Origin of the sequence: Microbacterium sp. NPDC089696 (assembly GCF_044749125.1) — a bacterium.
GTDB lineage: Bacteria > Actinomycetota > Actinomycetes > Actinomycetales > Microbacteriaceae > Microbacterium.
On the sequence record NZ_JBIVHF010000002.1, the window covers coordinates 236,897 to 250,491 of the forward strand.

At 66.4% G+C, this 13,595-nt stretch carries 14 protein-coding genes; 7 read left to right on the forward strand and 7 right to left on the reverse strand.

Translation table 11 applies throughout. The features are described 5' to 3' along the window. Positions 1-2 precede the first annotated feature (2 nt). The 7 genes from ACIPY8_RS11445 to ACIPY8_RS11475 all read left to right on the forward strand — a co-directional run bounded on the left by ACIPY8_RS11445 (position 3) and on the right by ACIPY8_RS11475 (position 6,997). A complete protein-coding gene (locus ACIPY8_RS11445; RefSeq protein ID WP_400818134.1) occupies positions 3-1,277 on the forward strand; it encodes an ABC transporter substrate-binding protein in 1,275 nt (424 codons plus the stop codon). A gap of 58 nt (positions 1,278-1,335) precedes the next feature. Then, entirely contained in the window at positions 1,336-2,220 is an 885-nt protein-coding gene (locus ACIPY8_RS11450) for a carbohydrate ABC transporter permease (protein WP_400818136.1), read from the forward strand. A gap of 8 nt (positions 2,221-2,228) precedes the next feature. Continuing rightward, the gene (locus ACIPY8_RS11455; protein WP_400818138.1) at positions 2,229-3,140 is read left to right on the forward strand and encodes a carbohydrate ABC transporter permease; all 912 of its coding nucleotides are present in this window, start codon (positions 2,229-2,231) and stop codon (positions 3,138-3,140) included. Between the two features lie 37 nt (positions 3,141-3,177). Next, positions 3,178-4,554 (forward strand): aldehyde dehydrogenase family protein, encoded by a 1,377-nt coding sequence (locus ACIPY8_RS11460; RefSeq protein WP_400818139.1) that lies wholly within the window; start codon positions 3,178-3,180, stop codon positions 4,552-4,554. Then, the gene (locus tag ACIPY8_RS11465) at positions 4,551-5,051 is read left to right on the forward strand and encodes a hypothetical protein (protein ID WP_400818141.1); all 501 of its coding nucleotides are present in this window, start codon (positions 4,551-4,553) and stop codon (positions 5,049-5,051) included. Before ACIPY8_RS11460 ends, ACIPY8_RS11465 begins: the two co-directional genes overlap by 4 nt. A 115-nt stretch (positions 5,052-5,166) precedes the next feature. Then, positions 5,167-6,252: a Gfo/Idh/MocA family protein gene (locus ACIPY8_RS11470; protein WP_400818143.1), complete on the forward strand. Its 1,086-nt coding sequence runs from the start codon at positions 5,167-5,169 to the stop codon at positions 6,250-6,252. Beyond that, the gene (locus ACIPY8_RS11475; protein WP_400818145.1) at positions 6,245-6,997 is read left to right on the forward strand and encodes a ThuA domain-containing protein; all 753 of its coding nucleotides are present in this window, start codon (positions 6,245-6,247) and stop codon (positions 6,995-6,997) included. The genes ACIPY8_RS11470 and ACIPY8_RS11475 overlap by 8 nt, the downstream gene beginning before the upstream one ends. A gap of 201 nt (positions 6,998-7,198) precedes the next feature. Here ACIPY8_RS11475 and ACIPY8_RS11480 read toward each other — a convergent pair whose 3' ends face one another. The 7 genes from ACIPY8_RS11480 to ACIPY8_RS11510 form a co-directional block, all read right to left on the reverse strand. Continuing rightward, entirely contained in the window at positions 7,199-7,510 is a 312-nt protein-coding gene (locus tag ACIPY8_RS11480; RefSeq protein WP_400818147.1) for a hypothetical protein, read from the reverse strand. A gap of 69 nt (positions 7,511-7,579) precedes the next feature. Continuing rightward, on the reverse strand, positions 7,580-8,884 hold the full coding sequence (locus ACIPY8_RS11485) for a HEPN domain-containing protein (protein WP_400818149.1): 1,305 nt from the start codon (positions 8,882-8,884) through the stop codon (positions 7,580-7,582). After that, positions 8,884-9,900: a hypothetical protein gene (locus ACIPY8_RS11490; RefSeq protein ID WP_400818150.1), complete on the reverse strand. Its 1,017-nt coding sequence runs from the start codon at positions 9,898-9,900 to the stop codon at positions 8,884-8,886. The genes ACIPY8_RS11485 and ACIPY8_RS11490 overlap by 1 nt, the downstream gene beginning before the upstream one ends. Positions 9,901-9,912: 12 nt before the next feature. Continuing rightward, on the reverse strand, positions 9,913-10,188 hold the full coding sequence (locus tag ACIPY8_RS11495) for a hypothetical protein (RefSeq protein ID WP_400818152.1): 276 nt from the start codon (positions 10,186-10,188) through the stop codon (positions 9,913-9,915). Positions 10,189-10,512: 324 nt separating this feature from the next. Beyond that, entirely contained in the window at positions 10,513-11,454 is a 942-nt protein-coding gene (locus ACIPY8_RS11500; RefSeq protein ID WP_400818154.1) for a hypothetical protein, read from the reverse strand. After that, on the reverse strand, positions 11,447-12,100 hold the full coding sequence (locus ACIPY8_RS11505; protein ID WP_400818156.1) for an excisionase family DNA-binding protein: 654 nt from the start codon (positions 12,098-12,100) through the stop codon (positions 11,447-11,449). The genes ACIPY8_RS11500 and ACIPY8_RS11505 overlap by 8 nt, the downstream gene beginning before the upstream one ends. 454 nt (positions 12,101-12,554) lie before the next feature. After that, on the reverse strand, positions 12,555-13,052 hold the full coding sequence (locus tag ACIPY8_RS11510; RefSeq protein WP_400818158.1) for a hypothetical protein: 498 nt from the start codon (positions 13,050-13,052) through the stop codon (positions 12,555-12,557). Positions 13,053-13,595 lie beyond the last annotated feature (543 nt).

The window sequence follows — 13,595 nt, forward strand, 5'->3', positions numbered from 1 at the left end:
AGATGCGCTCCGCCACTGCACCGCTCGCCGCCCTCGCCGCCACCACCCTCGCGCTCGGCCTCGCCGGATGCGCCACGGGGGGTGGGGACGACGGCGACTCCGTCACCCTCACGCTCGGCACCTGGCGCACCGAGGACGCCACGATGTGGGAGAACGACATCATCCCCGCGTTCGAGGCCAGCCACCCGGGGATCGCGATCGAGTACGCACCCATCGACACGAACGACTACAACGCGGCGATCCAGTCGCAGATCGAGGGCGGCACCGGCCCCGACCTCATCATGTGCCGCCCCTTCGACGTGAACCGCTCCTGGATCGAGAAGGGCTACTTCGAGCCCCTCGACGACGTGAAGGCGATCGGCTCCTTCCCCGAGTCCGCCCTCACCGCCTGGGAGGGTGACGACGGCACGCCGTACTGCGTCCCCGTCGCGTCGGTGCTCGCCGGCTTCTACTACAACACCGCGATCTTCGACGAGCTCGGCCTCGAGGTCCCGCAGACGCAGGACGAGTTCCTCGAGGTGCTCGACGCCATCAAGAAGGACGGCACCTACGCGCCGCTCGCCCTCGGCAGCGCCGACGGATGGCAGCTGGCGTACAACCTGCTGTACCAGGTCGGGCCGAACGCCTGGAAGGGCGAGGACGGTCGACTCGGCCTGATCGACGGCACCCAGAAGCTCACGGACCCCGACTTCGTGGAGGGGTTCCGTGTGTTCGACTCGTTCACGGACTACCTCCCGCAGGGCTTCGAGTCGATCTCGTACGAGGACATGACGCAGCTCTTCACGCTCGGCAAGGCCGCGATCCTGCCCGACGGATCGTGGCAGATCTCCCAGGTCACGTCGACCGGCCTCGACGTCGGCGTGTTCGGCGCCCCGCCCGCGTCCGAGGGCGATCAGCGCTATCAGCAGGAGATGGCGGACATGGCGTTCGGCCTCAACGCCGCGAGCGAGCAGAAGGAGGCCGCGACCGCGTTCCTGGAGTGGCTCGGAACGAGCGAGTTCCAGCAGCTCTACGTGAACAAGCTCCCCGGATTCTTCTCGATGGGGACCGAGGCCGTGAAGTACGACAACGCCCTCGCGCAGCAGTTCGCCGACCTCAAGGAGGGTGCCGAGCTCACCTCGCGCCTCGCCCTCGACCGGCTGAGCGCCGGCCAACCTCCGCTCGACGACGAGATCTGGCGCGTGGCGCAGCTCATGTACAACTCGGGGCTCTCCCCCGAGGAGGCGACGGCCGAACTCCAGGCCGGCCTCGACTCCTGGTACACCCCCGCACCGTGACCCGCCGCCGGGGCGGGACGTCTCCCGCCCCGGCACCGATCCGCACAGGAGATCCCGCATGATCCGCACGCCCGCCCGATACCGCCTGCTGGCGATGTTCGTGCTGCCGGCCCTGGTGGTCTACGTGGCCTTCTCGGTCTACCCGCTCATCAGCTCGGTGGTCCTGAGCTTCTTCGAGTCCTCCGGGTCGGCGAGCGCGTTCGTCGGCGTCGCGAACTACGTCGACCTCTTCACGAACCCCACCACGAGCGCCCGGTTCTGGAACGCGCTCGGCAACAACGTCGAGTTCTTCCTCATCCACCTGCTCGTGGAGCTGCCGGTCGGCCTGCTGATGGCGGCGCTCCTGACCTCCGGACGACTGCGCCGATCGGTCGGCGTCTACCGCACTCTCCTGTTCGTGCCGGCCACGCTCTCGGTCGTGATCGTGGGGTTCATCTGGCGACTGATCATCAACCCGCTATGGGGTCTCGTCGAGTTCCCGCTGCTCGGGACCGAGGCCACGGCTCTTCCGACGATCTCGCTGATGTCGGTGTGGCAGTACATCGGCATCCCGATGATCTTCCTCTACACCGCGCTGCTCGCGATCCCCGACGACGTGATCGAGGCCTCGCGCATCGACGGAGCCGGGGCCTGGACGACGTTCTGGCGCATCAAGTTCCCGCTCATCGCCCCGCAGTTCGGCCTGATCGCGATCCTCACCTACATCTGGACGTTCAACGGATTCGACATCGTGTACGCGCTGAACGGATCCGCGCCCGGTCCGAACTACTCCACCGACATCCTCGGTACCTTCTTCTACCGCTCGTTCTTCGGATCCAGCGGACAGGTGGCCGACCTCGACCTCGGCGCGACCGTCGCCTCGGTGATCTTCCTCCTCATCCTGGTCACGACCGCCGCGTACTTCTGGCTCGTCCAGCGCCGACTGAAGACCTACGAGCTCTAGGAGCCCCGATGACCATCGACACCCGTCCCCCGGCAGCGCCCGTCGCCACCCGCGCCGCGACGACGTCTCCCGCGCCGCGGCGCCGTCCGCGCACCATCCGCGATCTGCTCGCCGGAGGCGGCGTGCACCTTCTGCTCGTCGTCATGGCGATCTCGTCGATCGTCCCGATCCTCATCGTCCTCATGAACTCGTTCAAGACGACGCAGGGCATCTTCGGATCGCCGTTCGCCCTGCCCGACGCCGAGACCTTCAGCGTGCAGGGCTACATCAACGTCTTCACCCGCGGCAACTTCGTGCTCAACTACCAGAACAGCCTGATCGTCACGCTCGCCACGATCGTGCTCACGATCGCCCTCGGGACCATCGCCGCCTGGGCGCTCGTGGAGTACAAGGTGCGCATCACGCCGCTGCTCGCCGGGTTCTTCGTCGTCGGCATCATGCTGCCGATCCGGCTCGGCACCGTCCCTCTGCTGAAGATCATGACCTCCACCGGGCTCATGGACACGCTCACCGCCCTCGTGCTGGTCTACACGGCGATGCAGCTGCCGCTCGCGATCGCGCTCATGATGACGTACTTCCGCGCCGTGCCGACCGAGCTCAAGGAGGCCGCCCGCATCGACGGGGCCGGAGAGTGGCGCACCCTCGCGATCACCCTGCCGATCGTCCGCGTGGGGATCGCCGCCGTCGCCTCGATCACGATGCTGCCGGTGTGGAACGACCTGTGGTTCCCCCTGATCCTCGCGCCGAGCAAGGGCAATCAGACCGTGACGCTCGGCGTGCAGCAGTTCGTCGGCCAGTTCCAGAACGACTACCCGGCTCTGCTGGCCTCGCTCACCCTCGGCGCGATCCCGCTCATCCTGCTCTTCGCGATCTTCTCGCGACAGTACATCGCCGGACTCACCAAGGGCTACGGCAAATGACCTCGATCACCCCCACCCACGACGACAGGGAGACCCCATGACCATCGCGACGATCGATCCGACCACGGGCGAGCTGGTGCAGGAGTTCGCCGCCCACACCCCCGCGGAGGTCGAGGCCATCCTCGCCCGGGCGGCGGCGGCGAACGCCGTCATGGCGTCCACCACGTTCGCGCAGCGCGCGGAGTGGATGCGGCGGGCCGCCGACCTGCTCGACGCCGACCTCGATCACGCCGCCGGGCTCGCGGCGCTCGAGATGGGCAAGACCCTCGGCACCGCGAAGTACGAGGTCACGAAGTCCGCGAACGGGATGCGCTGGTACGCCGATCACGCCGAGGGGTATCTCGCCGCGGAGCGCCCCGTCGAGGCGGCATCCGTGGGCGGGTCCGCCGCGGAGGTCGTGTTCCAGCCGCTCGGCACCGTACTCGCGGTGATGCCGTGGAACTACCCGTTCTGGCAGGTCATCCGCTTCGCCGCGCCCGCGCTCATGGCCGGGAACACGGGCCTGCTCAAGCATGCGTCGAGCGTGCCGCAGACCGCGCTGTACCTCGGAGAGCTGTTCGCCCGCGCCGGATTCCCGGAGGGCGCGTTCCAGACCCTGCTGATCGAGGGCGCCGCCGCGTCGGCGCTGATCGACGACCGTCGCATCCGCGCGGTGACGCTCACCGGCTCGGTGGGCGCGGGCTCCGCCGTCGCCTCGGCCGCCGGACGCAACATCAAGAAGAGCGTGCTCGAGCTCGGCGGCACCGACGCGTTCATCGTCATGCCCTCGGCCGACGTCGCCCGCTCGGCGCAGTTCGGCGCCGCGTCGCGCACGCAGAACAGCGGGCAGTCGTGCATCTGCGCCAAGCGCTTCTTCGTGCACGAGGACGTCTACGAGGCGTGGCTCGAGGCGTTCGTCGGTCACATGGCGGCGACGACCTACGGCGACCCGCGCGACGAGGCGACCGGCTTCGGGCCGATGGCGACCGCGCAGGTGCGCGCCGACGCGCACGAGCTCGTGCAGGACGCGATCGACAAGGGAGTCACGGTGCTCACGGGCGGCGAGATGCCCGCGGGTCCCGGGTGGTTCTACCCCGCGACCGTGCTCACCGACGTCACCCCGGAGATGCGGATCTTCCGTGACGAGTGCTTCGGGCCCGTGGCATGCGTGTACCGGGTGTCGTCCGTCGACGAGGCGATCGCCGCGGCCAACGACTCCGACTTCGGGCTCGCGGCGAGCGTGTGGACGCAGGACGCGGCGGAGATCGCCCGCCTGCACGACGCACTCGAGTTCGGAGCGGTCTTCGCGAACGGCAACTCGGCGTCGTTCTTCGGTCTGCCCTTCGGCGGTGTGAAGGACTCCGGCTACGGACGCGAGCTCGGCGCCTACGGCATCCGCGAGTTCGTGAACGCCAAGGTGGTGTGGACGGCGTGACCGCCCCGACGGCGGCGGGGAGCGTGAGCCTCCGCTCCTCCCCCGTCGGCGTCGCCGCACGCCACGGACTCTCCGCCGCCGCGATGCTCGTACTGATGCTGCCGGCGTGGGTCGGCGGGCATGCCTCGATCGGCGCGATCGGCGCGATGTTCGCGTTCTTCGCCTGGGCCGCGGTCGCCGGTGCGCAGAGCCGACGGCACGGTGCCGCCCGACTCGACGGCCGCACGGCACCGGTGACGGATCCGTTCGCCATGGCGCTGCTCATGGCCGTGCCGTACCTGCCGCTCCTGCTCGGAGGGCACGCCCACGACGGGGGCGGCGCCACGTCGGCGGGCACATCGCTGTCGATGAGCATGACGGTCGTCCTCAGCGCGGCGGTGGTCGTCGGCTGGACCGTCCTTCGTCTGCGGGCGCGGGGTTGGGCGACCGACCCCGGATTCTGGACCTGCCTCGCGATGATGGCGGGGATGGTCGTCCTCGGACACGTCGGACGGTGATCCCGGCGGGGGCGCCGGCCGACCGGACAGGACACACGCACTCCTAGACTTGAGTGATCCGCTCGCAGGTGAGCCCGCGAACGGTGAGTGATTCACGAGATGAAGGGGGACACCGGTGTCGGTGAGGTTGATCCATGTCGGACTCGGCGGATGGGGCGGGAACTGGGCGCGGAACGTCGTGCCGAACGAGGCGCTGATCGAGGTCGCCGCGCTGGTCGAGCCGGACGAGAGGACTCGCAGCGCCGCTCTCGCAGACCTGGGGCTCCCTGCCACGCTCGGCTTCGCCTCGCTCGCGGCCGCGCTGGACGCGGTCGAGTCGGATGCCGTGCTCCTGACGACCCCCGCCGTCACCCACGCTCCGCTGGCCCGCGAGGCCCTGGCCGCCGGCAAGCACGTCCTCGTCGAGAAGCCGTTCGCGGCCACCGCCGAGGAGGCCGCCGCTCTCGTGGCGGCCGCAGACGAGGCGGGGCTGCTGATCCACGTCAGCCAGAACTACCGCTACTACCCCGCCCCGCAGGCGGCGCGCGACCTGATCGCGAGCAAGGCCGTGGGCGAGGTCGTCGCCATCAACATCGACTTCCGCCAGTGGGACAACGACCTGCCCGTGGGCACGCACCCGCACTACCGGTTCCCGCACCCGCTGCTGCACGACATGGCGATCCATCACTTCGACCTGATTCGCATGGTGACGGGCGAGGAGGCGCGCGCCGTGTTCGCGAAGTCCTCCGCGCCGTCGTTCAGCAAGTACGACGACGAGGCGGCCGCCGCGGTGATCATCGAGCTCGACAGCGGTGCCACCGTGTCGTACCGCGGCAGCTGGGTCAGTCGCGGCGAGCCGACGGCGTGGGCCGGCGAATGGCGGATCGACGGCTCCGACGGGGAGATCTCCTTCACCAGCAGGCTCGGAGGCACCGAGGACGGTGCCGGAGACCTCGTGGAGGTGCGCGATGTCGCGACGGCGGAGCGCCGCGCGCTGCCGCTCGCCGTGAGCGGACTCGTCGACCGCGCCGGAAGCCTGCACGCCTTCGCGCACGACATCCTCACCGGCGAGTCGACCGGACATCACGGACGCGACAACGTCGGCAGCATCGCCCTCATGGAAGCCGCCACGCGATCCGCGGACTCCGGGCTCCTCGAACCCGTCGTCCTCCCCGCCCGACTCGACGACCTCGCAGACCGAAAGGAGCAGGCACGTGCCTGACACCGCGATCCGGGTCCTCGTCTGGAACGAGAACCTGCACGAGACCACCGGCCACGAAGCCACGCTCGGCAACTACCCCGACGGCATCCACTCGACCATCGCCGAAGGACTGCGCGCCACCCTCGGCGACGACGTGATCGTGACGACCGCGACGCTGCAGGAGGATCAGCACGGGCTGTCGGAGGAGGCTCTGGCGCAGACCGACGTGCTTCTCTGGTGGGGCCACATCGGCCACGACCAGGTCTCCGACGAGGTCGTCGACCGGGTCCACCGTCACGTCCTCGAGGGCATGGGGATCCTCATCCTCCACTCCGCGCACTATTCGCGGATCTTCCAGCGCCTCATGGGCACGTCCTGTGCGCTGAAGTGGCGCAGCGACGGCGAGCGGGAGCTCGTCTGGACCATCGCCCCGCGCCACCCCATCGCCCAGGGCGTGCCCCATCCGATCGTGATCCCCGCGCAGGAGATGTACGGGGAGCACTTCGACATCCCCGAACCCGAGGAGACGATCTTCCTCTCGACGTTCGCGGGCGGCGAGGTCTTCCGCTCCGGAGTCACCTACACGCGCGGGTACGGTCGCGTGTTCTACTTCTCCCCCGGGGACCAGGACTTCCCCGTCTACCACCACCCGGACGTCCGCCGCGTCCTCGCGAACGGCGTGGAATGGGCCCGGCCGACCGTGGACCGCACCCCGTCGACCGCCGACTACCACGCGACCGGCTGGTTCCTCGAGGGCCAGGACTGAGACGCGGGACGACGGAGGGGCGGATGCCGCAGCATCCGCCCCTCCGTCGTCGTATCAGCGTCGTGTCGTGCGAGCGTGTGCGGCGTCGACCAACCTGGTCCAGATTCGACGTAGTTGGCTCAAGTGCCGACTGAAGTCACGCTCTCCCCTATCCCCGATGTTGAAGCGTAGAACGTGGCACTGTTTCTGACCCCCGGAAAATCAGGGGTTTCCGAGTTCGCTCGGCTCGTACCCGCTGATGCGTTGCAGGTGCGCGAGGCCCTCCGCTCCGTCAGCCGGCCAGAGGCGCCTTACCAAGTCTTCGGTCTGATCGAAGGTGAACCGCCAGAAGCGCGGGCTGTCGATGTAGCGGAAGTCTGCGCTCGTAATCATGAACTTCGGCATCCCTCCGAGCGACCGGTACGGATGCCGTCCGTACCGGTACCAGAAGGACAGGGCGTCTTCGATGTCGAATCTGAGTTCGTCCGACGCCTCGAGGTCGACAGGGCCGTCCAAGCTCTGAAAGGTGGGCACGCAACCAGAGTAGGCCCTCACGTCGAGAGGCTCACTGGGCGGACACAACCCTCACCGGGAGCGCAGGCCTCACGACCACGGCAGCTTCAGCACCGAGGATGCCGCGCGCCTCTGCACCTCGGCGGACATTCCAATCTCGGTCATGAACACCAACGCGAGCAGCGAGGATGTCCTCCATTCCAGCTCGAAGATGTCTCGACCCGCGTCGTCGTTGCCGGTGTGCGCGAGGGTGTTGCGGGCATGATGAAGATCCAGAGCCCATGCCTCGACATCCGGGATGATGGTCGCCACCGCATCCGCATCAGGCTTTGAGGCCAGCGCTCGAAGACGGGCTCGGTATGTGGTCCTGTCCGTGACCGGATTGATACCGTCGAGCCCCGCGCTCAACGCCTCCGCGACGATAGCCACCAGGAGCAAACGAGCTTCCGTGAAAGTCGGCCTCGCGTATTGCGGGCCGAAGAATACGTTACAGGCGTCAGCCACTTGCCTGCGGAGCCGTATCCACGCCGGGATGACGTCTTCGAACGAATGGTCGCGGCCACGGAAGCGGAACTCCCAGTCAAGGGGACCGGTCTTGTCAGGGGCTGCCGTATGTATCCGTCCGCCGAAAGTCTCCACACGTGTCTCGTATTTGAGAGCTGATCCGTCCCGGTCCGGCGTTACTTGGTCATCTCGATGGATGAGCGTGAGGGAGATCTGTCCGGAGGCACGACCGGAAGCCAACGTCAGAAGGTCCATGAGTTCCAGGACCACCGAATGGTAGTCATGCGCAGGACGCGGCTCTGGTGCGCGCACGACCAGGTACGCCGCGACATGGCTGCGCACCTCGGTCCGTCCGTGGGAGGCATCCACCTGGAAAGGTTGCGGGGTTCGACGTGCGGTGATGGTCCACCCATCCACCTCCGCCACCAAATCCTCGAGTCGGGAGAGCGTGGCGCCCTCTTCTTTGTCACTCGTGCGGTGAACCTGTTCTTCGACACCGATCCACCCCGTCAGGTTCTCGATCTCTACGAGCGCAGAACGAAACGCTGGCTCATCAGGCTCGACGTGTGCGCCGATGAGAGCGTCCTGCACGTGCAGGTCCACCCGCGAGCGGTCGCGGTGCGAGAAACCGTCGGTATGCCCTGCGAAGCAGTTCAGCAGGGTGACAGGCTGTCCGCGCACAAGTCCGTGCACGACACGAACTCGCTCTTGCTGGACGGCCTTGGCCGCTGCATCTCCGGCGTGCTCGAGCAACGCCGCTGCGCGAAGGTCGAGGCTTCCGATGAGCTCGAGGGTGCACCGCCCGCTGTCATCGACGACCAGGTGGCCGGTTGTCACATCGTCGGGCAACCCAGGCAGCCACCAGTGACCGCGGTGCGTCGTCGCGCTCATCAACTGAAGATCGCCAGAGGGAGTACACGGAACGACTGGCCCCGCACGCGAGAGTCCAGCTTCAGGTCGATGAAGTCTTCCATCGCGATTCCTGCGACAGGCGTGCCTTTGCGAAGGGCTGACTGCATCTGGTCGATGACGTAGTCGAAGGCGTCCGCAGAGAGGTTACGGAGCAGCTTGTTCCGAGCGAACGTCGACACGTCTGTCTCGGGCGCGGAGATCACCTTGCCGAAGACCGTGAACGTGCCGTCGAGGAGCCGGTCCGGGTCGGCGGTGATGAAGTGCTCTCGTTCGCAGACGGTGATAGCGGTGATGGCGGGATCCTGCGAGATCCTGCCGTAGTACTCACGCGTCGATTCCTGGCGTGCGTCCGCCTGCACCGCCGCGGCGACAGCGCGAGCGAACTGCCCTTTGGATTCAGCGTCCACTTTCATCTTCTCTGCATGGACCCGCACCGCTTCGAACCCACCGTCCTCGGGAAAAGCGGACGTGTACTGCTTGCGGACTGTCCACTGCGTGATGGCATCGACGAGGTCTGGGGTGATGACTTCGAGTGCGAGAGCGACCTCGACGGGGTCGAACGATGTGGTGTATTCGACGAACGTCCCCGGGGCGATGCCGTCCAGATCGTCGTCGTGACGAACGGAGCGAACGTTGCCGTCCTGAGCCAGTTGCTGGCGCACGAGGTGGAGGTAGTAAGCCTGCGAGTACACGTACTGCTGCCGGGACGCAGTTCCCGTGTTCGACGTCCAGCTTCCGGAGCCCGCGACCCCGCCGGCGCCTTTGACTTTCAGCGCTCCGAGCAGCGGAACGTCGAAGCCGCCCTCACCGCCTGCGCTGGCGTTCGCGGTGACCGCTTTCTCATCTTCCGCGCCGGCGGTCACTTCCCGTGTCTCGTCGACGATGAGAGGCTGGGTGAACAGTTGCTGGAGAACTCCGGCCACCTGGTCTGAGTTCTGATAGATCGTCGCGGACGGAGTCTGTCCGCTTTCGACCTGTGCACTCTTCTTACTCATGCGTGTCCTGCCTTACGCCAGGTGGTCTTTCATCCAGTCGGCGACTTCCTGTGGAATACCGACAGCCGCCCAGTCATCCCCGGTGACATCGACGACGACCACCACGTCATTTGCGTCGATGTGTTCCAAGATCCCGTCTCGGAGCTGCGAGGCAGTCAACGTGGTGCTGACGAAGAAGCTGCTCTTGAGCGGCTTCGCCCAGGTTCCCGACGATTTCAAGTAGTCGATGAGTTTCGTGTAGTCCTGGCCCTGTTTTCTCAGGTCATAGTTCACCCAGTGCACCGCCATGAGCATCCCCTTCATACGCGTCACTATCGAGACCCCACGTCTCGTCGCTCACACTAGCGTCCAGGTGGGACACCGCCCCTGCACATTGGATCAGCCCGCAACTCCTGACGAACTTTCTCGGATCGACCCTCAACTGTCCTCGACCCGAGAAGCGGGCTTTCCGCTCGCATCTGGTCGTAGGTGCGGCCGGGGTGACGCGCTCCGTCTCGAAGAACCTCGTCATGACCGACGTCGTCGCCGGCACTGGCTCAGGCGCACCCTCCTCGACAGGGTGAGTGTCGTCGTGACGTCGTCGTCACGACGACACACCTCGCGCCGAGTGCGTCAGCCGAGGCTATTCTCTGGTGCGCTGTTCTGCTGCGGAGCGAATGAACCCCTGTTCGACTTCGCGGTCGTCTTCCCTCGTGTGTTCCCCGCCCCCCAGCTGGCGGGTCTTGTCGGAGCGCCCTTGCCGGGTTGTGCCGCAACGTTCTGTTCCCCTCCGTAAACGGCCGTCTTCGTCCACTGCCTCCCGTGCAGATCACGCAGGCGGCGAGTTTCGCCGAGCACACCCGACAGGCGATCCAGGCCGTCGGCGCCACCATCGACATAGCTCCACGTCCCGGGCTTACTCCGGGCATTTCCCACAGCGTTGCTGACCAACCGCAGCTCTCGCCTGTCCAGCAGCCGATGTCCGTCGACGTCGCGCGGGCTGAGGAGAGTTGCGAGAACCACGAGGTCCCCCAGGTGCCTGTCGCGCTTCCGGTCCAGGTCAACGGTGTAGGCCGCAGACTTGCCGACGATGGCCCCAAGCAGAGACGGGCGCGGAACTGTGCCAGTGCGGTCACCTATCCGAACGTGGACCACCTCGGTTCGATTCATCACCTTCTGGGCGCCGGGTGTTTGGATGGTGGTCCCGCCGCCTGCACCTTTGAGCTTCTCGCTGTGCGGTCCCAGGTGCCTGGGGATGAGCACGTCGATGACGGCATCGTCCTTGGTCCAACGGTGCTGCGTGCCGTTGCTCGCCGTCTCCGGCGTGAACCCTTGCTTTTGAAGGGCGTCTGTGAAATCCCAGAGAATGGTCTTTTTCAGACGCACGTCGAGCACAGCGTCCCCGTCATCGGTGGGTCGCGCGATGAACTTTCCCCGCGCCGCGCACCACAGGTGGACCATCTGACCACCGACCACTGTCCAGTGCTCGGGTAGCTGTTGATGAAGATCGAGCAGAGCGTGCCATGCCTGCTCCTGAGCGTCGGTCATCGCCGACATCACGATGACATCAGACAAGCGACGCCTCCTTTTTGAAGAGAATGTCCGCCTGCTGCTTCTCGCGTGCGCCACCCTCAGAAAGGTCCGCCACGACCGCGAGCCAGGGTGCGGGGGAAGGTACAGGACCGTCGACGGCGCGTAGCACCACATTCTCTGGCCCTCGCGCGGGGATCAGCATGTGTCGGCGCACCAGGCTCTCCAAGTCGTCAGAGTGCACGTAGCCTTCGGCGAACTTCGTTGCGGATATCCCCGCTCGGGGGTCGCTCTTCCCAGACGCGATGAAGCGGGCGTCCCGAAACAGACCGTCCGGTTCCGGTGCAGACCATCGAGAGCGATGCGCGCGACGCGAAAGTGATGAGCGAAGAACGTCAACGGGGTCGCCTCCTTCAAGGAGGTCCCTCCACCGCGACCGCAGGCGAGATAGTTCTGAGTAGCCCAGCCATTCGGGGACATGCCCGTCGGCCACCTCCATAAGTGCCCACGCGATTCGCGGGCTGAACGGCTGTCCCGACCGTCGGACGGCGGCGGGCAGGCTCGCCGCGTCCACCAGCCACTGACGCCCGACCCGCTCACCACTGATCTCGTTAGCCTGTAGCATCGCGCGTACCCGGCGATCCGAGACTCCGAGCTGCGATGCGGCATCAACCACGCTGACCAGATTCATAACAGTATTATTCCGCACTCGGTATAATACTGTCAACATTGAGCGGGACTCTCGCCGCACGCGACCAAGGCCAAGCAGCCCGAAACAGGATCTGGACGCCTGCCTCGCACGGCACGAAGACCGCGACATCGACGCGCAGCGCTCAACCTCTTTCACAGCTTCCGAACAAGAGTGTCGCGAACAGGCTCTAGACCACGCTGTCAGAGTTGTTCACAGCACCCGAGTTCCGCGAGCGCCGCAGGCGTGACGCATTGCGGTTGGCGCTCGCGACACTCTTGTGGTCACGGGGCAACTGAGACCTCAGTCGGCTCAGCGACGGTACCTCAGATTGTCGCGGTGCCCGGCTTCGCCGCGGACGTAACGCCGAGCAGGCGAGTGCACACGTGTCGTGCAATGCCACGCCGCCCGCGGACGAGAGGCAACGTCTGCGCGCTACTTCTCGTCCCCATCTGGGCTAAACGCCGTCGCGAAGCATTATTCGCCGCAGAGCCCGGAGCACGTCGCTTTCGGCCCCCGCCTCGCGGACGGTTGTGGCGAGGTAGTCGAGCGCGACCGTACGGAGCTCGTGAGTGATCTCCGCTTGCGCATCTCGTCGCGCGTCTCGCACCGCGCGCACGAACGGGCTGGCTTCGTTCCAGGCCGTAGCAGGGAACACTTCGAGCCACTCTTCGAATGCCCGGTCGTTGTGGCCGGTGTACTCGATTCGCCGGTCACGTAGAGCTTCGAGACGCGCACGCGCCGACGGGGTGAGCGGCAACCCTGACGGGACCTCGAAGTCCAGCGTCGCGTAACGACCGACCTCGTTGACCGCGATGGCGATACCCGACTCGTCGACGCTCACGGGCGACAGGTGGCTCAGCGCAGTTTCGAGGGTACCGGCGCCCTCGGCGCTTGCAACGTCGGACGGCTCCACCTCAAGGCGGCGGGTGCTCTGCACGTTGTTTGAACTCATTGTCTCTCCTGGACGCTGGCGATTACTTGCCCCCTCTATGCGCGGCGGCACAAGAGGAGCGCGGCGGGCTTGCGGCCGCTGGCCCTAGGGTCGGGTCCACGCCTCCTGTGCTGCTGTTATCGACGGCGGTATTGATGGTGTGCTTCGCTTACATCCGCGATGCCGACCCTCGCACTCATCGCCCAGACCCCTCCTTTCACTCACGTCCTTTCCAGTTTTTTCTCGCTGCCCTGGTGGACAATTCTCCCCATCGAGCTCCCGGGTCGACCTCGCTACGGTCCAGAGGTGAGGGGTGCCGCACCTGCCGTACTCCAGGAAAGGATCATTCATGAAGATTCGTTCGATGCTCGCAGCTTCCGTTGTCACGGCCGCTCTGTTGACGTCTGCGGGAGCGACGGCTGCTCATGCGGACTACCAAACAGGCCACCGCATCAAGGGTCCGACTCAAGCCTCGTGCCAGACGAGCCTCAACAACGCTGTCAACACGTACACGCGGGCAGGCAGGGTCGTCACTCAGGTGAGCTCGTGCGTCGCGTCTCGGGA